At 71.0% G+C, this 18,706-nt stretch carries 19 protein-coding genes; 9 read left to right on the top strand and 10 right to left on the bottom strand.

Annotation, left to right across the window (positions count from 1 at the left end):
- Positions 1-11 precede the first annotated feature (11 nt).
- Together PSH25_RS06945 and PSH25_RS06940 are read right to left on the bottom strand one after the other, a co-directional pair.
- Positions 12-1,040, bottom strand: coding sequence for an LLM class flavin-dependent oxidoreductase (locus PSH25_RS06945; RefSeq protein WP_238658201.1), 1,029 nt, complete (start codon positions 1,038-1,040; stop codon positions 12-14).
- Positions 1,033-2,082, bottom strand: coding sequence for an LLM class flavin-dependent oxidoreductase (locus PSH25_RS06940; protein WP_238658200.1), 1,050 nt, complete (start codon positions 2,080-2,082; stop codon positions 1,033-1,035). Before PSH25_RS06940 ends, PSH25_RS06945 begins: the two co-directional genes overlap by 8 nt.
- A 108-nt stretch (positions 2,083-2,190) precedes the next feature.
- On the opposite strand from PSH25_RS06940, the gene PSH25_RS06935 reads away from it, so the two are divergent.
- The 4 genes from PSH25_RS06935 to PSH25_RS06920 all read left to right on the top strand — a co-directional run bounded on the left by PSH25_RS06935 (position 2,191) and on the right by PSH25_RS06920 (position 6,670).
- Positions 2,191-2,682, top strand: a complete 492-nt coding sequence (locus PSH25_RS06935; protein WP_238658199.1) for a MarR family winged helix-turn-helix transcriptional regulator — start codon at positions 2,191-2,193, stop codon at positions 2,680-2,682.
- 249 nt (positions 2,683-2,931) lie between these two features.
- The gene (locus PSH25_RS06930) at positions 2,932-4,812 is read left to right on the top strand and encodes an ABC transporter ATP-binding protein (protein WP_238658275.1); all 1,881 of its coding nucleotides are present in this window, start codon (positions 2,932-2,934) and stop codon (positions 4,810-4,812) included.
- Positions 4,813-4,877: 65 nt separating this feature from the next.
- Positions 4,878-6,011, top strand: coding sequence for a sensor histidine kinase (locus PSH25_RS06925; RefSeq protein ID WP_238658198.1), 1,134 nt, complete (start codon positions 4,878-4,880; stop codon positions 6,009-6,011).
- A complete protein-coding gene (locus PSH25_RS06920; RefSeq protein WP_238658197.1) occupies positions 6,008-6,670 on the top strand; it encodes a response regulator in 663 nt (220 codons plus the stop codon). Before PSH25_RS06925 ends, PSH25_RS06920 begins: the two co-directional genes overlap by 4 nt.
- 71 nt (positions 6,671-6,741) lie before the next feature.
- On the opposite strand, the gene PSH25_RS06915 is transcribed toward PSH25_RS06920, so the two are convergent.
- Positions 6,742-7,176, bottom strand: coding sequence for a DUF6223 family protein (locus PSH25_RS06915; RefSeq protein ID WP_238658196.1), 435 nt, complete (start codon positions 7,174-7,176; stop codon positions 6,742-6,744).
- 328 nt (positions 7,177-7,504) lie between these two features.
- Between PSH25_RS06915 and PSH25_RS06910 the strand changes: the two genes are divergently transcribed.
- Complete coding sequence (locus PSH25_RS06910; protein ID WP_238658195.1) at positions 7,505-7,930, top strand: hypothetical protein; 426 nt, start codon at positions 7,505-7,507, stop codon at positions 7,928-7,930.
- A gap of 57 nt (positions 7,931-7,987) precedes the next feature.
- Here the strand turns inward: PSH25_RS06910 and PSH25_RS06905 are convergent, their stop codons facing one another.
- Both PSH25_RS06905 and PSH25_RS06900 read right to left on the bottom strand, forming a co-directional pair.
- Entirely contained in the window at positions 7,988-8,476 is a 489-nt protein-coding gene (locus tag PSH25_RS06905; RefSeq protein WP_238658194.1) for a nitroreductase/quinone reductase family protein, read from the bottom strand.
- A gap of 182 nt (positions 8,477-8,658) precedes the next feature.
- Positions 8,659-9,414 (bottom strand): hypothetical protein, encoded by a 756-nt coding sequence (locus PSH25_RS06900; protein WP_238658193.1) that lies wholly within the window; start codon positions 9,412-9,414, stop codon positions 8,659-8,661.
- Positions 9,415-9,755: 341 nt separating this feature from the next.
- On the opposite strand from PSH25_RS06900, the gene argS reads away from it, so the two are divergent.
- Positions 9,756-11,474 (top strand): arginine--tRNA ligase, encoded by a 1,719-nt coding sequence (gene argS / locus PSH25_RS06895; RefSeq protein ID WP_238658192.1) that lies wholly within the window; start codon positions 9,756-9,758, stop codon positions 11,472-11,474.
- A gap of 21 nt (positions 11,475-11,495) precedes the next feature.
- Here argS and PSH25_RS06890 read toward each other — a convergent pair whose 3' ends face one another.
- The 3 genes from PSH25_RS06890 to PSH25_RS06880 form a co-directional block, all read right to left on the bottom strand.
- The gene (locus tag PSH25_RS06890; RefSeq protein WP_030333934.1) at positions 11,496-11,837 is read right to left on the bottom strand and encodes an ArsR/SmtB family transcription factor; all 342 of its coding nucleotides are present in this window, start codon (positions 11,835-11,837) and stop codon (positions 11,496-11,498) included.
- Between the two features lie 199 nt (positions 11,838-12,036).
- Positions 12,037-13,230 carry an endo-1,4-beta-xylanase gene (locus PSH25_RS06885; protein WP_238658191.1) on the bottom strand — a complete coding sequence of 398 codons (1,194 nt, stop codon included), beginning with the start codon at positions 13,228-13,230 and terminating at the stop codon, positions 12,037-12,039.
- 556 nt (positions 13,231-13,786) lie between these two features.
- Positions 13,787-14,617, bottom strand: a complete 831-nt coding sequence (locus tag PSH25_RS06880) for a PIG-L family deacetylase (protein WP_238658190.1) — start codon at positions 14,615-14,617, stop codon at positions 13,787-13,789.
- Positions 14,618-14,806: 189 nt separating this feature from the next.
- Between PSH25_RS06880 and PSH25_RS06875 the strand changes: the two genes are divergently transcribed.
- Positions 14,807-15,712, top strand: a complete 906-nt coding sequence (locus tag PSH25_RS06875; RefSeq protein WP_238658189.1) for an alpha/beta fold hydrolase — start codon at positions 14,807-14,809, stop codon at positions 15,710-15,712.
- A gap of 4 nt (positions 15,713-15,716) precedes the next feature.
- Here the strand turns inward: PSH25_RS06875 and prfH are convergent, their stop codons facing one another.
- Positions 15,717-16,331: a peptide chain release factor H gene (prfH, locus tag PSH25_RS06870; protein WP_238658188.1), complete on the bottom strand. Its 615-nt coding sequence runs from the start codon at positions 16,329-16,331 to the stop codon at positions 15,717-15,719.
- The gene (locus PSH25_RS06865) at positions 16,328-17,515 is read right to left on the bottom strand and encodes an RNA ligase RtcB family protein (RefSeq protein WP_238658187.1); all 1,188 of its coding nucleotides are present in this window, start codon (positions 17,513-17,515) and stop codon (positions 16,328-16,330) included. Before PSH25_RS06865 ends, prfH begins: the two co-directional genes overlap by 4 nt.
- Before the next feature lie 171 nt (positions 17,516-17,686).
- Between PSH25_RS06865 and PSH25_RS06860 the strand changes: the two genes are divergently transcribed.
- Together PSH25_RS06860 and PSH25_RS06855 are read left to right on the top strand one after the other, a co-directional pair.
- Positions 17,687-18,217: a P-loop NTPase family protein gene (locus tag PSH25_RS06860; protein ID WP_238658186.1), complete on the top strand. Its 531-nt coding sequence runs from the start codon at positions 17,687-17,689 to the stop codon at positions 18,215-18,217.
- A 289-nt stretch (positions 18,218-18,506) separates the two neighbouring features.
- Positions 18,507-18,706: hypothetical protein (locus PSH25_RS06855; RefSeq protein ID WP_238658185.1), on the top strand; the 200-nt coding region annotated here is incomplete at its 3' end.

The following is an 18,706-nucleotide window of genomic DNA, read 5'->3' as shown; positions in this document are numbered from 1 at the left end:
GGAAGTGCTGATCAGGCCAGCAGTTCGCGGACCATGGGGATCACCTTCGAGCCGTAGAGTTCGACGGCGCGCATCCGGGCGCTGGCCGGTTGCGCTCCGGCCGAGTAGATGAGGTCGAACCGGCCGACGCCGAGGCTGCGGATCGCACGGGCCATCCTGCGGGCCACCGTCTCCGGTGAACCGATGTAGAGGGAGCCGTTCTCCACCTCGGAGTCGAACTCCTGACGGCGGATCGGGGGCCACCCCCGCAGTTTGCCGATCCGGTCCCGCATGACCCGGTAGTGCGGCCAGTAGATCTCCTTGGCCTGCTCGTCGGTGTCGGCGATGAAGCCCGGCGAGTGCATGCCGACCGGGTGCGCGGTCGTACCGAGTTGATCGGCCGCCCGGCGGTACAGGTCGATGTAGGGCGCGAAGCGCTCGGGAGCGCCGCCGATGATGGCGAGCATGAGTGGCAGCCCGTACTTGGCGGTGCGGACGACGGACTGCGGCGAGCCACCCACGCCGACCCAGGTGTCCAGGTGACCCGACTCGGTCTTCGGGAACACGTCGGCGTTCTCCAGCGGGGCGCGCAGGGTGCCGCTCCAGGTGACCGGCTTCTCGTCCAGCAACTTCACGAACAGTTCGATCTTCTCCTCGAACAGCGTGTCGTAGTCGCGTAGGTCGTAGCCGAAGAGCGGGAACGACTCGGTGAACGAGCCGCGACCGAGGATGACCTCGGCTCGGCCGTTCGACAGCGCGTCCACGGTGGCGAAGCGCTGGAACACCCGCACCGGGTCGTCCGAACTCAGCACGGTCACGCCGGAGGCCAACCGGATCCGCGACGTGCGGGTGGCGATTCCGGCCAGCACCGTCTCCGGTGTGGAGACCGAGTACTCCGGCCGGTGGTGCTCGCCGAGGGCGATGACGTCGACCCCGAGTTGGTCGGCGAGCACGGCCTCGTCGACGACCTGCCGGATCGCCGCCGCGTGGGAGACGAGCTTGCCGGCGTCGTCCTGCGGTACGTCGCCGAACGTGTCCAGGCCGAACAGCAGATCAGACATGGTTGGGCTCCTTCGCCAACAGCTCCCGGACCCGCGGCGCGACCTCACTGCCCAGCAGTTGGATGGTGCGCGCGCGTGCCTCGCGGGGCAGGTGCATGATGTCGTACTTCAGGTCGAAGCGGCTCAGTCGCAGGTCGCGAGCGACCTTGGCGATCTTCTGCGCCACCGTCTCGGGCGAACCGACGAAGAGCGCCCCGTGGTCGATTTCGGCCTCGTAGCGCGCGCGGTCCGGTTTGTAGAAGCCGCGTTCGGCGGCCAGGGCCGCCACGACCGGCTGCCAGTACCGCCACCACGTCTCCACCGCCTCCTCGTCGGTGTCTGCGACAAGGCCGAGTGAGTGCTGCCCGATTGGCTGCAGGGTATGCCCGAATTGTTCGAGCGCCCTGGTGTAGAGGTCGACGTGGCCGGCGAAGCGCTGGGGACGCCCGCCGATGATCGCGAGCATGAGCGGTAGTCCGTGCCGGGCGGCGCGGATCACCGAGTTCGGGCTTCCCCCGACGCCGATCCAGGTCGGGATTCCTCCCGGCTGCATCCGTGGGTGCAGGCGCTGTGCGGTCAGGGGGCTTCGTACCGTGCCGGACCAGGTGACCGGTTCGTCCTGCTGCAGCCGCAGGAAGAGGTCCAGCTTCTCCTCGAACAACCGCTCGTAGTCGGCCAGGTCGTAACCGAACAGCGGAAACGACTCGGTCGCCGATGCGCGCCCGAGGACCAACTGGGCGCGGCCGTTGGAGACGGCATCGAGGGTGGAGAACTCGTGGTAGAGCCGTACCGGGTCGTTGGTGCTGAGCACGGTGACCGAGGTGCCGAGGCGAATCCGTTCGGTCGCCGTCGCGGCTGCCGCCAGCAACACGGGTGTCGCGGAGTCGTTGTGACCCTCGCGGTAGTGCTCACCGACGCTGAACACGTCGATGCCGACCGACTCGGCGAGCCGTGCCTCGTCTACCAGTAGCCGTACGGTCTCGGCGTCGCTCAGGACCCGGTCGCCGTCGGTGGCCACCTCCCCGAACGAGTTGAGCCCCAGCTCGAAGTCTGCAGCTGCCATCGTCTCCTCCTCGTGCAATCCGCCGGCGGCCCGCGAGAGCGGACCTACCGGTTGACGTGTCAATGATGCTAACTTGGCGATTGACACGTCAATTCCCGGGAGAGTGAGATGACGGAGGCCACACCCGGCCGGCGGGGCGGACGCCAGCTCCCGACCGCCGACGAGCTGCGGATCTGGCGGGACTTCATCGAGACGACGGCGGCGCTCGGCTCCCGGCTCGAGTCCCGCCTGCAGAGCGACTCCTCGCTCTCGACCGGGGACTACGCCGTGCTCCTCGCCCTCAGCGAGGCGGAGGGTCAGGCGATGCGGTCGTCCGAACTCGCCGCGCACATCGGGTGGGAGCGGAGCCGGCTCTCGCACCATCTGGGCCGGATGGAGCGGCGCGGCCTGATCCGCCGCCAGGAGTGCGCGACGGTTCCCCGTGGGGCGGAGGTGCTGCTCACGACGGCCGGCGCCGAGGCGTTCGCCGGGGCCACCTTTCCGCACCTGCGCGCGATTCGGGAGCTGTTCGTCGACGCCCTCACGCCGGAGCAGATCGTCGCGGCGGGCGAGATCGCCGCAGCGCTGAGGACGCGCCTCGACGTCCTGCGCGGGCAGTGACGCACCAGGGCGCCTCCCCGGCGACAGGTCATCCATAACCGCGAGTGTTCGGGAGATTGCCGAGAGCAACGTCCGGGTGGTCCAATCCTCCAGAAAGCCGCCGCCCCGCCTGACCGGCGGGGCTGGCGACGGCTGCGCCGCCCGGGAGGTATGCCCATGAGCGAGACCGTCACCGCAGAGGCCCACCGCGTCACGCCCGGCACGTCGCACCCTGGGCGCACGGAGTCGGTGCTGCCGGAACTGCGGGAGATGTGGTGGGAGACGGGGGTGCGGGCGCGCGCGGAGGCCGGCGTCTTCGCCGTGTTCGCGGAACTGCCCAGGCTCGTCTGGACAGCCCTCGGTATCAGTTGGCGTGCGGACCGACTCCGTACCGGTGTGGTGGGCGCGGCGACGGTCGGCGCGGGGGTGATGGCCGCCTTCGGCCTGTTGGCCACCCAGCGGGTGCTGGTGGAACTGTTCGCCGGCGGGCCGACCGCGGACAAGGTGCGGGCCGCGCTGCCCGCGCTGGCCGTGCTGGCGGCGACGGTCGCGCTCCGCGCGGGGATGGGCATCGCCACCGGGTACGCGCAGAACGGGTTGACGCCCCGGGTGAGCCGTGAGGTGGAGCGGGGCCTGTTCGAGGTGTCGACCGCGGTCCGGTTGGAGGCGTTCGACGCCGACGCGTTCGCCGACGACATGGAACGCGCCTCCCGGGGCACCGAGTCGACGATCGGGCTGGTGCAGGCGTCGATGAACCTGCTCGCCGGGCTGGCCGGGCTGCTCGCCGTGGCGGCTGCCGTCATCGTCATCCATCCGCTGTTGCTGCTGGCGCTGCTGGTCGCCACGGTGCCCAACGCGTGGGCGTCGTTGCGGGCCGGGCATCTGCGCTACCAGACGTACACCACCGGGTCGGTGCGCCGACGTCGCCTGTGGCTGCTGCACAAGTTGATGGCCGAACGTGCCTCGGCCCCGGAGTTGCGCTCCTACGGGCTACGCCGGTTCCTGCTCGACCAGTACGACCGGGTGATGCAGGTGGAGACCGACATCCAGCTCGCCCTCGCTCGACGCGTCACCACGACCACGACGGTCGGGGCGATCGTCGGTGGCCTCGCCACCGGCACCGTCTACGCCCTGCTCGGGTTGCTGCTCCTGGACGGGCAGATCCCGCTCGCCGCCGCGGCGACCTGCGTCATCGCGGTGCAGTCCGCGCAACGATCCCTGGCCATCGCCACCTTCCAGGTCGACCACGTCTACACCGAGGGGCAGCACTTCGGCGACTACACCGGCTTCATGACCCGCGCCGACGCCTACCTACCGGACAACACCGGGCCGGTAGCCGCGGCCGACCCGGACCGGCTACGGGAGTTGACCGTCAACGAGGTGAGCCTGCGCTACCCCGATCGGGACACCCCCGCCGTCGACGGGGTCACGTTGACGATCACCGCCGGGCAGACTGTCGCGTTCGTGGGGGAGAACGGCTCGGGCAAGACGACCCTCGCCGCGATGATCGCCAGCCTGCGGGCCCCCACCGAGGGCAGCATCGAGTGGAACGGCCGCCCGTTGTCGGAATGGGACGTCGACGGGCTGCGGGCCCGGATCGCGGTGGTGACGCAGGAATACCACAAGTGGCCGTTCACCGCGGCCACGAACATCGCCATCGGCGACGTCGACAGCGAGGCCCGGCAGGACCGCATCGAGGCCGCCGCCGGCCGCGCGGTCGCCCACGACATGATCAATGAGCTTCCGCACGGGTACGAGACGCTGCTCGACCGGACCTTCGCGCGTGGCCAGGACCTCTCCGGTGGGCAGTGGCAGCGCATCACCGCGGCCCGCGGGTTCCTGCGTGACGCCGAACTGCTGATCATGGATGAGCCGTCCTCCGCGCTCGACCCTCGCGCCGAGGACGCCCTGTTCCAGACCATCCGGGACCGCAGGGGTCGCCTCACCACCATCCTCATCACGCACCGGCTCGCCAACGTCCGGCACGCCGACCGGATCTTCGTCCTGCACCACGGCCGACTGGCCGAGGCCGGCACGCACGCCGACCTGGTCGCCGCCGGCGGCCGGTACGCCGAACTGTTCGCCCTCCAGGCTGCCGGTTACGACGCAGACCTGGCCGAGGGCCACCAGCGCACCCGGACCGCCCAGTGAGGACCGGCGTCCCCAACCTCGGCCGTCATTCTCCCGCTCACCCGCGGGAGGCTAGGCTTCGGCGCATGTCAGGGTGGCGGGGCCGGACGGCGGACGTGGCCCTGGTGCTCGCCGTCGCTCTGGTCGCCGTCGTGGGCCTGGTGGTGCAGTCGCGCGGCATCGACACCGCCGCCGAATGGGCGGCGCTGCTGGCGGTGCTGCTCTCCTCCGGTGCGCTGTACGTCCGCCGGCGCCACCCGGTGCCGGTGGGCGTCGTGGCGCTGGCCGCCGTTGGCGCGTACGGGGCGTTGCTGCACCGGCCCGGTCCGATCATGTTGGTGTTCGTCGTGGCGCTCTACACCGTCGTCGACGAGGGACATCTCGCGGTCGCCATCGGGCTCGGTCTCGCCTCGGTGATCGCCTTCGCCGTGGCGGACAGCTACGACCGGTCCCCGAACACCATGAACGGTGCGACGCTGCTGCACGCCGGTTGGCTGGTCGCGGTCATCGTCGGCGTGACCCGCAACCGCCGCGCCTACCTCGCCGAGGCGCGGGCCCGAGCGGTCGTCGCCGAGCAGCGGATGGAGGAGGAGGCTCGGCGACGGGCCACCGAGGAGCGGCTGCGCATCGCCCGGGAACTGCACGACGTGCTCGGCCACCACCTTTCGTTGATCAATGTGCAGGCCAGCGCCGCGTTGCACCGACCGGATCCGGTCCGGTCCGAGCAGGCCCTCACCGCGATCAAACAGACCAGCAAGGAGACGTTGAGCGAGTTGCGCGCGACGCTTGGCGCACTGCGGCAGGACCCGGCGGTCGGGCCCGTACCCGGTCTGAACCGCCTCGGCGAGTTGGTCAGGACGGCCGCCCGGCCGGAGTTGGAGATCCGCACCGAGGTGGCCGAGACCCGGTCGCTGCCGCCGGAGGTCGATCTGGCGGTGTATCGGATCGTCCAGGAGGCGCTCACCAACGTGGCACGGCACGCGCGCGCCACCGCCGCGGTGGTCCGGGTCCGGCCCGATCACGACGACGTGCTCGTCGAGGTCGAGGACGACGGCACCGGTCAGCCGGGTGCGCCGGGCAGCGGGATCCTCGGGATGCGCGAGCGGGCGCGGGCGCTCGGCGGTTCGTTGACCACGGGCTCGCAGCCGGACGGCGGCTTCCGGGTCCGCGCCCGTCTGCCGATGCGGCCCGGCCCGGCACCGGTGGGGGAGCAGAGGTGATCCGGCTGCTGATCGTCGACGACCAGACCCTGGTCCGCGCCGGCTTCCGGTCCATCCTCGACGGTGAGGACGGCCTTGAGGTGGTCGGCGAGGCTGCCGACGGGGCCGAGGCGGTGCGGCTGGCCCGGCAACTGCGACCGGATGTCGTCCTGATGGACATCCGGATGCCCGGTCTCGACGGCCTGGCCGCCACCGGTGAGATCGTCGCGAACTCCGATGCCCGCGTCATCATTCTGACCACGTTCGACCTGGACGACTACGTCTACGGCGCGCTGCGGGCCGGTGCCAGCGGCTTCCTGGTCAAGGACACCGAGCCAGCGGAGTTGATCCACGGCGTGCGGGTGGTGGCCCGGGGTGACGCGCTGATCGCGCCGTCGATCACCCGACGGTTGATCGCCGAGTTCGCGGCCCGGGCCAAGCATCCCGACCCGGGGCCGCGACTGAGCGTGCTTACCGAGCGGGAGCGTGAGGTGCTGACGCTTGTTGCCGCCGGCCTCTCCAACGACGAGATCGCCGCGCGGTTGGTGCTGAGCCCGGCGACCGCCAAGACACATGTCAGCCGGATCATGACCAAGGCCCATGCCCGGGACCGAGCCCAGTTGGTGATCCTCGCCTACGAGTCCGGCCTGACCGTGCCCGGTTGGCTCGCCCGTTCCTGATCACGGCCTCCGGCTGGCCGCCGGAGGCCCCACGGGCGCGGTACCACCGCACGCCAGGACCGGTCACCCGGTCAGCCCGTCAGGCGGCCGGTGTCGCGGGCGCGAACCAGGGCCAGCCCGCCGAGCACCACGCCGGCCAGTCCAACCGCCAGGGCCACGTAGGCCCCGCCTCGCCCGTTACCCGTGCCGATGCCACTGTCGGACGTGGCTACCACCAGCCCGCCGAGCGCGATGCCGATCAGCCCTGTCGCCAGGGCCAGGACGGCTCCGAGGCTTCCGGAGCCGGTACCGAGCCGACTGGCGGGACGGGCCAGAGCCAGCCCGCCGATGACGGCGCCGACCAGCCCCAGCAGGACGGCCACACTGGCGCCGAGACGTCCGACGCTCATGGAGACAGCAGCGGCGGCGGTCGGTTGGGCCGAGACGTGCGCGGCTGCCGGCGCGGCCAGCGCGAGCCCTCCGAGCGGGGCGGCTACGGCGGTGGCGAGCAGGTGACGGACGGACATCGTGGATCCCCTCGGTCGCGTGACGGGTACGGGTGGCAGCCTAGGAAGCAGACCACTGGTACGTCGTCATGCCGGAGTTGCCGAAGGGCCTACCACCCGGGATGTACGCGCTCGGGGCGACGTACCACAGCGGTTGTCTCCGGCCAGGAATGCGCCTCTGACCTGCGGTTTTGTCAGATCCGAGCAGTGGCGTTCCGGGCCTGGGAGTGGTACGACTGATACCTCGGACCGGGTGGCGCGGGGTCAGTAGGAGGTGGCGGATGCGTCTCACGAGCACCACGCCCCGACGGCGGCCCTTCCACCGGACGACTGCGGCGGTCCCGCCCGAGTGCGGGACAGGGGCCGTGTCCTCGTGGCTGACGGACCCACGATGACAAGCCCGGAGAACGCGGAGAGGATGGCGGCCGCCTACGCCCGCGGTCTGGACGCGGGCCGGATCGAGCAGCGTCTACAGGGGCACGATGAGCACCTGCAGAGGATCAACGGCTCGATCGACGCGATGACGGAGGCGCTCCGGTCTCTCACCGAGGAACTCCGCGGCAACGTCACTCTGTTCAGTGCCAACGTGACCGCGGACCGCCGTGACGCCAGTGAGCGGGACAGGATCGCGGCGGTTCGAGTTGAGGAGGCCGGCATCGTCGAGTCCCAGAGGACCGTCCGGTGGACGGCATGGCAGCGCGGGTTCGCGGTCGTCGGCGCGATCATCCTGGTCGTGAACTTCGGCCTTGGTCTCTACCTCGCGTTCGGCCGTTGAGCCGCGCGGCAGCCGGGTAGCCCGGCGGAGTCGAGGGCGCGGAGGCCACGAGGTGCATCATTGCACCGAGGCATCGCCATCCGCTCTGGGCTCCAGCACCACCACCGTGGTTTCGGACGATCGCCGCGCAGCGTGGGCGTCGAAGTTCTTGTCGGCCTCGCGCCAGCGTGGCCACAGTCGTGACCGCTCGTCGTCGGTGGCGGCGCGACCGCGAATCAGCCGCCGCCCGTCGGCCAGATCGACGGACGCGTCCGGGTGCGCCTGGAGGTTGAGCCACCAGGCGGGGGCACCCTCACCCCAGCCGTTCATCGCCACCCCGACCAGGTTCGGGCCATCCTCGAAGTACGCGATGATGACGCTGCGCTGCTGACCGGTGCGACGACCGACCGTGGTCAGCCGCAACGTGCCCCAGCGGGTCTCGCGCGGTCGCCACAACCCGACCCGGCTGCCGGTGACCCGGTACAGGCCCCGGTGCACGGACCAGGCCAGCCGGATGAACCACCGCGGTGGAAGCCACGGTGCCTTCGTTCCCTGACCATCCGACATGACGACCTCCTCCACCGACCAACGCTGACGGCCCGGCAGGCTGCCGCACACGGTCGGTGGCCGCACAGTGGACCGGGATCCCCCAGTCTCCCGGCACGAGCGCGGCTCGCGTCCTGTTGTCCATGATTCGACCGAGGATCGAACCGATCGGTGGAAGCTCGCGTCGACGGCGGTCGGGTGAGCTACCGCTGCCAGGCGTCGATGGTGCGTACGCCGTCGCGCACGACCCGGTCGAGGATGGCGGGGTTGCCGCTGGTGCCCTCCCACCCCTGGTCGTCGAAGACCGTCACCGCGCTGTCGACCCGGGCCACGGCGATCTGGCTGGACGCGGTGCCGCCGGTGCGTTCGCCGTTCAGGCTCGTCTCCGGCCAGGTCCGGGTCAGCAGCATCGTCTCGTCGCCCACGCCGGGCAGCGCCTTACTCGTGACGGTGACGCGGTATCCGGACTGGTCGTACGAGGGGCACGCCTGCACGGCGGTGCGGAGACGGCCCAGGTAACCCGAGGCGCCCTCGCCGTCGAAGGTGAAGATGGTCTGGTGGATCATCCCCTGCGGCACGTTGCTGGAGGGCTCGCCGGCCTTCTGGTAGGTGACGGTCATCGCGGCGCTCGCGGTGACCTGGCGGCCGCCGGTGCCGAACTCGTTGCCACACAGCTTCGGCAGGGCCTGCTCGACGGGCGTCGTCCGTCGGGGAGACTTCCGCAGCTCGGCGGGGAGCTCGACGAAGGCCGAGGTCGGGATGGTCACCCGGGTGCTCGCACTCGGGGACGGTGGGTCTGTCGGGGGCGCTGACGCCGACGCGGTGGCCGGTGCGGTGGTCGCCGGGGCTGAGCCGGGCGGATCCTCCGTGGTGGTGCAGGCGGCGGTCAGGGCGATGGTGCCGAGCAGCGCGAGCGCGCGTCGCGTACGGGTCACCGGCAGTGGTGTGTATCGGCTCATCGTCACCCCTCGTCTGTTCCGGGGCAGTTCCCTGCCCGGTGTCCAACGAAACGACCACGCCTCGGGCATCGACCGGACCACCGGAATCGAGGTGTCGTCGCGTCGGCCCGGCCGCTACGCTGTCCCGCATGACCAGCGTGATCGCTCTGTGCACCGGACTGTCGTGTGACGTCCAGGTCGGTGCGGGGCGACGCCGGCGATCCGTCTCCCGCCCACGCTGACCTGTTTCCTGCGACCGGCGGATCGAGCCGCCGGTCGTTCGCTGTCGTCCTCGGTCCGCCCGTATCTCCCCCTTCAACGGCTCGCGTGACAGCGCGGGTCCGAGCGAGATCGGCGTACTCATGGATCTTGAAAAGTTGTTGTCCGACCGGCTGGCGCCGGCGTTCGCGGCGGTGGCCGGCGGCCCGGTCGACCCGCTCGTGCGGCGGTCCCCGCGTGCGGACTTCCAGTCCGACGCGGCGCTGGCCCTGGCCCGGCGGCTCGGCCGCCCGCCGCGCGACATCGCCGCCGCGGTGCTGGCGCACGCGGTGCTCGACGACGTCGGCGTGTCGGCGGAGTTGTCCGGGCCGGGTTTCCTCAACCTGACGGTTGCCGACCGGACCCTGGCCGATCTGGTCGCCGCGCTGGCGGTCGACGCCCGGCTCGGCGTGCCGTCGACGGCGACGCCGCAGACCGTGGTGGTCGACTATTCGGCACCCAACGTGGCGAAGGAGATGCACGTCGGGCATCTCCGCTCCACGGTGATCGGCGACGCGGCGGTGCGGCTGCTGGACTGGCTCGGGCACCGGGTGGTGCGGGTCAACCACCTGGGTGACTGGGGGACACCGTTCGGCATGCTCATCGAGCATCTCGTCGACCTCGGTGAGGCCGAAGCCGCGCAGAACCTGTCGATGGGGGACCTGGACACCTTCTACCGGGCGGCCCGGGTGAAGTTCGACGCCGACGAGGAGTTCCGGGAACGGTCACGGCTGCGGGTTGTCGCGTTGCAGGGCGGCGACGAGCGGACCCGGCGGCTGTGGCGGCTGCTGGTGACGCAGTCCGAGCGGTACTTCCTGACCGTGTACGACCTGCTCGACGTGACGTTGTCCGGAGCCGACTTTCGGGGTGAGAGCGCTTACAACGACCTGCTCGCGGGTGTCGTCGATGACCTGGACCGGCTGGGGCTGCTGCTGCCCAGCGGCGGGGCCGAGTGCGTCTTTCCGCCCGACTTCACCGGCCGGGACGGCGAGCCGTTGCCGCTGATCGTGCGCAAGAGTGACGGTGGGTACGGCTACCCGGCCACCGACCTGGCCGCGCTGCGGCAGCGCGTCGGCGAGCTGGGCGCCACCCGGCTGCTGTACGTCGTGGGCCTACCGCAGCGGCAGCACTTCGCGATGGTGTTCGCCGTCGCCCAGGCGGCCGGTTGGCTCCGCCCGCCGGCCCAGGCGGAGCATCTGGGCTTCGGGTCCATCCTCGGTGCCGACGGGCGGATGTTGCGCAGTCGGGCCGGTGGTTCGGTGAAGCTGGTCGGGCTCCTGGAGGAGGCGGTCGCCCGCGCCACCGACCTGGCCCGGAGCAGGAACCCGGAACTGGACGCCGGGACCGCCGACGAGATCGGCCGCGCGGTGGGCATCGGCGCGATCAAGTACGCCGACCTGTCCGTCGACCGGACCAGGGACTACGTCCTGGACTGGGAGCGGATGCTGGCGCTGGACGGCAACACCGCGCCCTACCTCCAGTACGCGTACGCCCGGATCCGGTCGGTGCTGCGGCGGGCCCGGACCGCCGCGCGGCCGGACGCGCCCATCGTGGTGGCGCAGCCGGCGGAGCGGGCGCTCGCGGTCGAGCTGCTCGGATTCGCCGCGGTGGTCGGCGAGGTGGAGCGGAGTCTCGAGTTTCACCAGCTCGCCGGTTACCTGCACCGGCTCGCGACCGCGTTCAACGCGTTCTACGAGCGCTGCCCGGTCCTGCGCGCTCCGGACGAGCTGCGGGAGAGCCGGCTGCTGCTGGCCGAGCTGACCGCCCGGACCCTGCGGCAGGGGCTGCACCTGCTCGGCATCCGCACGCTGGAGCGGATGTGACGAGCCGGCCTCGCGGCCCGGTCAGCGGGCCCTCTTCGTCGCCCGCTTCCGGGGCGGCGTCAACAGGTCGGCGATCTGCGCGATCGCGGCGGGCACCAGGCGGTAGTACGCCCAGACCCCGCGCTTGTCGCGTTCGAGGAGGCCGGCCTCGGTGAGGATCCGAAGGTGATGACTCACGGTCGGCTGGGAGAGATTGAGCGCCGAGGTGAGGTCACTGACGGACGCCTCACCTTCCGGCGCGGACTGGATCAGGCTGAGCAACCGGAGTCGCGCCGGATCGGCGAAGGCCTTCAGCACCCCCGCTAGCCGTTCGGCATCGGCCCGCTTGATGGGATCGCCGGTGAGCGGCGAGATCGCAGGCATGGCAGTTTTCGCAGTTCCCACGCCTGCCATAGTGACACCAACACCATCAATAAACCGGCAGATCCGGCACCAGCCCTCCGATGGCGTCCGGATGGCGCGATGGAACCACCGAACGTGAGTCGAACGCCGACGTCCGTGGTGGCACACGGGCCGTGTGGAGCTTCCCGAAGCTCCACACGGCCCTAGGTCGAGATGGGTGTCAGCGGCGGGGTCTGGGTGCGATGCGGGGCAGCACGTACGGCGGCCCAGCGAAGATCAGGTCGGACTTCAACTCCTGGTACGCCCGCTTGGGCTGGTAGTTCTCGTCGTAGATGGTGGCCAGGCCCTCCGGCGGGTCGTCGAACCAGCCCGGCACCCACGAATGGTTGTCACTGAAACCCCAGACGGTGTACGACAGGCAGCTCCGCACGGCGAGGCACGCCTTCATCAGCACGCTGAAGTTGGCGGCCGACGCCTGTAGCCGAGGGTTGATCTCCTCCGCGTTGCCCGCCTGGACGCCCTCCGTCAGCTGGCTGCGGACGTCGACCTCGGTGAACGCGGTCGCGACGCCGAGCCCGGCGAACTTCTTCAGCGCGGCGGTCACCTGGAGGGTGTCGAAGTTGCCGTACTGGGTGCCCAGGTGGCCCTGGGAGCCGACGCCGTCGATCGGGACACCCTGGGCGCGCAGGCTCTTGGTCATGTCGTACACGAACTGGGTCTTGTCGTCCGCCGGGTTGCCCGAGCCGAACGCCTCGATGTTGTAGTCGTTGTAGAACAGCAGGGCCTTGGGGTCGGCGGCGCGCGCCCAGCGGAACGCGTCGGCGATGTAGCCGGGCCCGAGGTTCTGCGCCCAGAAGCCCTTGTAGTGCAGGGTCGACGGGGTGTCCCACGGGTCGCTGACCGCCTCGTTGACCACGTCCCACTGCCAGATCTTGCCCTTGTAGCGGTTGACCACGGTGGTGATGTGCTTGCGCAGCAGCTCGCGCAGCTCCTGCTTGCTGATGGAGCCGTCGGCGACGCCGCTGGTCAGCCAGGCGGGTAGCTGGTTGTGCCAGACCAGCACGTGGCCGCGCACGCTCTGCCGGTTGCGCTTGGCGAACTCGACGAACTGGTCGGCGGGAGCCCAGTTGTAGGTGCCGCGGGTCGGCTCCAGGCTCTCCCACTTCATCACGTTCTCGGCGGTGACCGAGGCGAACTCGGAGGAGGCCAGCCTGCGGTACTGCGGGTCGCTGGCGTCGTTGAGGGCGTCCATGTTCACGGCGGTGCCGACGTGCAGGCCGTGGCGCAGGCCGAGGGTGGCGAGGCTCTGCGTCGTCGGGTCGTACGGCCGACTCGCGGTGGCCGGCACCGTGTTCAGCGTCGCGACGGTCGCGACGGCGACCAGGCCGACGGTCGACCACTGTCTCAACTTCATGTGCCTTCCCTTCCAGACGAGCAATAGACAAATGTCGATCTAGGAGGTGAGGGTCCGGTGTTGACGGGGCGGAGGCGCGGGTTGGTCGGGTGATGCCGGTAGTTCCGGCCGGAAACCGGAAACCCGCTCGAAACGTTAAGCCGATCTATGTCTGGGCGTCAACGCTGAAAACTTCCGGAAATTCATCACATGACCTGCTCGGCGCCGCGCTGCTCGGGGCCGAAACTTTCGATCAGCCGGGCAGATCGGCGGGCAGGTCGGCGGGCAGATCGGCGGGCAGGGCAGGGCAGGGTGGGGCAGGGCAGGGGCGGCGGGGGCCGGTCGGCAGGGGTTGCGTTGACGCATCGCAGCCTTTGCTCTGCTTCAACCCACGCAACACCGCGCGTCCGATACCCGGACACCGGGTGTTGCCTCCGTTGAAGCAGAGCAAAGGTGAACCTCACACCCCTGCCGGCCAGGCGCACCGGGGCCGACCCGCGCTCTCACGCGACGCCTTGCGGCACGGTCGCTCACGCGCTCGGCGCCTGCCAGCGCTGCGGCGACTGACCCGGTTAGGTCAGCGCAGACCGGCGAAGAGGTCGTCCTCGGGGGTCGGCGCACCGGTCCGGTCCCGGACCCGCAGGAAGGTCTCCACGCCCATCAGCTCGGTGAACCGCTCCTGGCCCAGTTGCAGGAAGAAGATGTTCTCGGTCTGACTGGCGTGGGTGGCCAGCGCCTCGAACTTCTGCGCGCCGTACTTGCTCGTGTCGACCCAGGTGGTGATCTCGTCGTCGGGGAGGCCGAGCTGCGGCCCCGGCTCCGTCGCCGCGTCCGGCTCGGCCCACTCGACGCCGAGCTCCTTCATGATCCGACCGAACTCGGCGAACGCCGTACGCGGCACCGTGGTCCAGTAGACCTTCGCCGGGACGTCCGTCTGCTCGACGGCGGCCATGGTGATCCGATGGGCCTGGATGTGGTCCGGGTGGCCGTAGAAACCGTTCTCGTCGTACGTGACGATCACGTCCGGCTGGTACTGCCGGATCAGCTCCGCGAGCCGGGCCGCCGCCTCCGCCACCGGCGTCGTCCAGAACGCGCCGGGCAGGTCGTTGGTCGGCCAGCCCATCATCCCGGAGTCGGCGTAGCCGAGGGTCTCCAGGTGGGTGACGTTCAGCGTCGCGCAGCTGGCCTCCAACTCGGCCTGGCGCATCGCCACCACGGCGGCGGGGTCGTGCCCCTCCTCGCCCGGCTTGACCCCACCCGGGCCGTCCCCACATCGCCCGTCGGTGCAGGTCACCAGCACGGTGGTGACCCCCTCGGCGGCATAGCGGGCAAGGACGCCGCCGGTGCTCGTCGCCTCGTCGTCGGGGTGGGCGTGCACCGCCATCAGGGTCAGAGGTCGCTCAGCCATGCCAACACCCTACGGTCATCCGACCACGACCCCGCCACCTCTACCGGGAACATCGGCGGGAGCGGGGATCCTACCCAGTTCGACAGCCGCCGAGTGGTCCTTGTCGGAACGGTGATCAGGCCCCCGACAGGTCGCTAGATTCGGGCCTGATCAGCACATCCGAGCAGGTCCGGACGCAGGGAGAAGTCGATGGCGAGGGCTGCTGGCGGGTTCACCGACCTGCGACAGGTCGAGGCCGGAGTCCTGAACGTCGGATACGTGGACGCCGGGCCGCCCGACGGAGACGCGGTGATCCTCCTGCACGGGTGGCCCTACGACATCCACAGCTTCGTCGACGTCGTACCGCTGCTCACCGCTGCCGGTCACCGGGTCGTCGTCCCGTACCTGCGCGGCTACGGCACGACCCGGTTCCTCTCCGACGACACCATGCGCAACGGTGAACCGGCGGCCATGGGGCTCGACCTCATCGCCCTGATGGACGCCCTGGACATCGACACCGCGAAGCTCGCCGGGTTCGACTGGGGCGCGCGGACCGCCGACGTCGTCGCCGCGCTGTGGCCCGAGCGCTGCCGGGGGCTGGTCTCGGTCAGCGGCTACCTGATCGACGGTCAGAAGTCGGGCACGGTGCCGTTGCCGCCCAAGGCCGAGTTCGCGTGGTGGTACCAGTACTACTTCGCCACCGAGCGCGGTCGGGAAGGGTACGACAAGAACCGGCGCGACTTCGCCAAGCTGATCTGGCACACCGCGTCCCCGCAGTGGACGTTCGACGACGCGACGTTCGACCGCAGCGCGGCGGCGTTCGACAACCCCGACCACGTCGACATCGTCATCCACAACTACCGCTGGCGGTTGGCCCTCGCCGACGGCGAGCCGCAGTACGACGAGATCGAGAAGCGCCTCGCCGCGAAGCCGAAGATCACGGTGCCCAGCATCTCGCTGGAGGGGGACGCCAACGGTGCGCCGCACCTGGAGCCCACCGTCTACGGCAAGCAGTTCGCCGGCCCGTACGAGCACCGGACCGTCGGAGGCGGCGTCGGGCACAACCTGCCGCAGGAGGCGCCGCAGGCCTTCGCGGACGCGGTGCTGCAGGTCTGAGTCCCTAGGGCGTCGGACGTTCCACCCGCACCGGATCGCCGCGGACCAGCGCGTCGTGGATGCGCCACCGGGCGGTGCCGACGGCACGCCGCGCCGCCTCGTCGCCCTGCTCGATGCGGTGGCGCAGCAGGTCCAGGGCGATCCGGCGGTTGAGACTGAACTGCCGTTCCTCGTCCACCACGACCACCAGGCCCGACGGGCGGTGGGTCGCGCGTACCGCCGTGCTGGCCTTGTTCCGGTGCTGACCACCCGGCCCGCCGGTACGGCAGGCGACGATGTGGACGTCCGCCTCGCGGAACGTCGTCGGCCGAGCGTCGTGTTCGGGCGGCTGGGCGGTGACGTACCAGTTCTTCCGGCCGGTGCCCGACCGGTACGGGCTGGGGGCCTGCCAGCACAGCGTCCCGGTCCACGAGGCCGCGAACGCCTCGGCGTCGGCGCCGGAGATCCGGATCAGCACCGACCGGTAGGTGCCGGTGCGATCACCGGGCACCGCCTGAACCTGCTGGACCGTCAGACCCCGGCGGGAACCCTCGCCCCGCAGGCGGTGCAGCAGCTGACCCACTGCCCAGGCGCACTCCTGCGGCCCCCGCCCGGCCGACAGCAGCAGGAACGCGGTCACGACCGGCCTCGCCGGCCGCGGTGACCCCGCCGGTCCGGCCGTGCGGCGGACCCGAGGTCGGGCGTCTTGTAGGTGACCAGGGGCGTCGTGCTGACCACCGGCGTGGCCAGCTGGTGCGCGACCAGATCGGCGATCACCTGCTCGATGCGCTTGTACGCCGTGGGCGCCTCCTCGAAGAGCAACTGCCGGTCACCGCACACCACCAGCGACCCCACCGGGGTACGGCGTAGCTCCTCGACCGTGTGCTTGGCTCGACCCCGCCGCAGGGCGTCGGCGCGCGACATCTTGCGGCCGGCGCCATGGGCCACCGAGTGGTTGGCGTCCGGCCCGGCGTGCGCGGCCACCAGATAGGAGGCCGTTCCCCGGGTACCGGCGATCAGGACGTCGCGCCCGTCACCCGGCGCCGCACCCTTGCGGTGCAGGTAGACCCCGTCCCGGACCTCGACCAGATTGTGGCACTGGTCGACGATCGGCGCGGTGGGCTCGGCCCCCAACGCGTACGCCACCCGGGCGGCCAGCACCCGGCGGTTGAGCGAGCCCCAGCGCACGGCGTCGTCGTGCATGCTCAGGTAGGCGGCGGGATCGGGAGCCGCCCCGGCGCCGTGGACCTCGGTATGCGCCCGCAGGATCCGCTCGCCCAGACCACGGGAACCGGTGTGCACGATGAGCACGAGATCGCCCGCGTCGAGCCCGATCCGGTTTGCGTGCCGCACGTCGAGGATGGTGTCGACGCGGGCCAGCTCCACGAAGTGGTTGCCCCGGCCGACCGTCCCGAGACCGTCCAGGTGACCGGCCGGAACGTCACCCTCGACGGCCGTCCAGGCCGGGTCGTCGGCGTCCCGTTCCGGGTCGAGCGCCTGGTCGAGGTCGGGGAACCGGGCGGCGAGCCGTTCCGGTACGGCACGCCTGAGCTTGATCGGAAACACGGCGATGCCGCAGCCGATGTCGGAGCCCACCAGGAACGGGTACAGCACGGTCGACGCCATGGCCGCGCCGATCGGCGCGCCCTTGCCGGGGTGCAGGTCCGGCATCGCGGCGACGTGCCGCATGCCGTCCAGGGCGGCGACCTGTTGGCACTGCGCGAGCGCATCGGACTCGATCCAGCTCGCGGGAGAGGCGAACACCGTGACGGTGGCCGGAGCGGACGGGGACAGGGGCTCCCGAGGGAGGTGGTGCTGGGACAAGGAGGCTCACTCTTCGCTGCGAACGTGGGAACGGACGGCGTCACGGCCCCGGGAGGCATCACCGGTGGCGCGGAGCAGGGGGTGGTGTCCGTCAGTACGTCATGGACGTCACTCTGGCCCAGGCGCGGCAGGCACGACAACCGATTTTCCTTCACGACGTACGCTGCCGCGATGAGCGCACCGCGTCGCATCCTGGTCTACGGGGTGTACGGCTCCGGCAAGTCCACTCTCGCCGCGCGGTTGGCCGACCACCTGAGGCTGCCCTGGTATCCGGTGGACGATCTGCTCTGGCAGCCGGGCTGGGTCGAGGTGCCGGTCACCCAGCAGCGCAGCCGGATCGAGGAGATCTGCCGACGCGACCGCTGGATCATCGACGGGGCGTACCACGGCTGGCGGGACGTCCCGATGGCCCGCGCCGACCTGGTCGTCGGCCTGGACTATCCACGGTGGCGCTCGTTCGGACGGTTGCTCCGCCGCACCGTCGGCCGGGTGGTCACGGGCGAGGTGATCTGCAACGGCAACCGCGAGTCGTTGAGCAGCGTGCTGTCCCCGGACTCGATCCTGGTGTGGCACGTCACCGCGTTCGGCCGGGCCCGACGGCGGATGCGGGCCTGGCAGGCCGACCCGTCCACGCCGCCCGTGGTGTTGCTGCGCTCCCCGGCGGAGCTGGACGTCTGGCTGGCCGGGCTGCCCCGCCGGTGAGACCACGCGGCCCCTCGCCGACGCGATTCGAACGCACCCACCCGTCGTCGGCCCACCCCCGGGCGGGGAGTGGACCGACGACGGTCAGGATGCCGTGCTTCTGGAGCGGCCCGGCCGGCAGGTCACCGGCCGGGCCACGATCAGGACTCCAGGCGTCGACGCCGCGCGAGGAAGAACGCGACCGCGCCCAGCACGACCATCACACTTCCGACGCCGGTCATGGCCGGGACCACACCACCGCCGGTCACCGGCAGGATGGGCTGCTTGCCGCCACCACCAGGTCGACCGGGTGCGCCAGGGCTGCCGGGTGCACCGGGGCTGCCGGGCGCACCGGGCGCTCCAGGCGCTCCGGGGGGTCCGGACGGACCAGGTGCTCCGGGGCTACCGGGTGCGCCGGGGGCTCCCGGACTACCGGGTGCGCCAGGGGCTCCCGGGCTGCCAGGCGCTCCCGGGCTACCGGGTGCGCCGGGACTGCCGGGTGCGCCGGGG

This window comes from Micromonospora foliorum, assembly GCF_022229015.1.
Taxonomy (GTDB): Bacteria; Actinomycetota; Actinomycetes; order Mycobacteriales; family Micromonosporaceae; genus Micromonospora; species Micromonospora foliorum.
The sequence above is the reverse complement of the archived record's forward strand: the minus strand, read 5'-3'. Positions and strand labels throughout refer to the sequence as shown.

Excerpts from the sequence above, each read along its gene's own strand:
- PSH25_RS06915 (WP_238658196.1), bottom strand. The coding sequence starts at position 7,176 with ATGTCCGTCCGTCACCTGCTCGCCACCGCCGTAGCCGCCCCGCTCGGA.
- argS (WP_238658192.1), top strand. The coding sequence starts at position 9,756 with ATGGATCTTGAAAAGTTGTTGTCCGACCGGCTGGCGCCGGCGTTCGCG.
- PSH25_RS06940 (WP_238658200.1), bottom strand. The coding sequence starts at position 2,082 with ATGGCAGCTGCAGACTTCGAGCTGGGGCTCAACTCGTTCGGGGAGGTG.
- PSH25_RS06935 (WP_238658199.1), top strand. The coding sequence starts at position 2,191 with ATGACGGAGGCCACACCCGGCCGGCGGGGCGGACGCCAGCTCCCGACC.
- PSH25_RS06885 (WP_238658191.1), bottom strand. The coding sequence starts at position 13,230 with ATGAAGTTGAGACAGTGGTCGACCGTCGGCCTGGTCGCCGTCGCGACC.
- PSH25_RS06900 (WP_238658193.1), bottom strand. The coding sequence starts at position 9,414 with ATGAGCCGATACACACCACTGCCGGTGACCCGTACGCGACGCGCGCTC.
- PSH25_RS06875 (WP_238658189.1), top strand. The coding sequence starts at position 14,807 with ATGGCGAGGGCTGCTGGCGGGTTCACCGACCTGCGACAGGTCGAGGCC.
- PSH25_RS06945 (WP_238658201.1), bottom strand. The coding sequence starts at position 1,040 with ATGTCTGATCTGCTGTTCGGCCTGGACACGTTCGGCGACGTACCGCAG.
- PSH25_RS06880 (WP_238658190.1), bottom strand. The coding sequence starts at position 14,617 with ATGGCTGAGCGACCTCTGACCCTGATGGCGGTGCACGCCCACCCCGAC.
- PSH25_RS06905 (WP_238658194.1), bottom strand. The coding sequence starts at position 8,476 with ATGTCGGATGGTCAGGGAACGAAGGCACCGTGGCTTCCACCGCGGTGG.
- PSH25_RS06930 (WP_238658275.1), top strand. The coding sequence starts at position 2,932 with ATGTGGTGGGAGACGGGGGTGCGGGCGCGCGCGGAGGCCGGCGTCTTC.
- PSH25_RS06925 (WP_238658198.1), top strand. The coding sequence starts at position 4,878 with ATGTCAGGGTGGCGGGGCCGGACGGCGGACGTGGCCCTGGTGCTCGCC.
- PSH25_RS06890 (WP_030333934.1), bottom strand. The coding sequence starts at position 11,837 with ATGCCTGCGATCTCGCCGCTCACCGGCGATCCCATCAAGCGGGCCGAT.
- PSH25_RS06860 (WP_238658186.1), top strand. The coding sequence starts at position 17,687 with ATGAGCGCACCGCGTCGCATCCTGGTCTACGGGGTGTACGGCTCCGGC.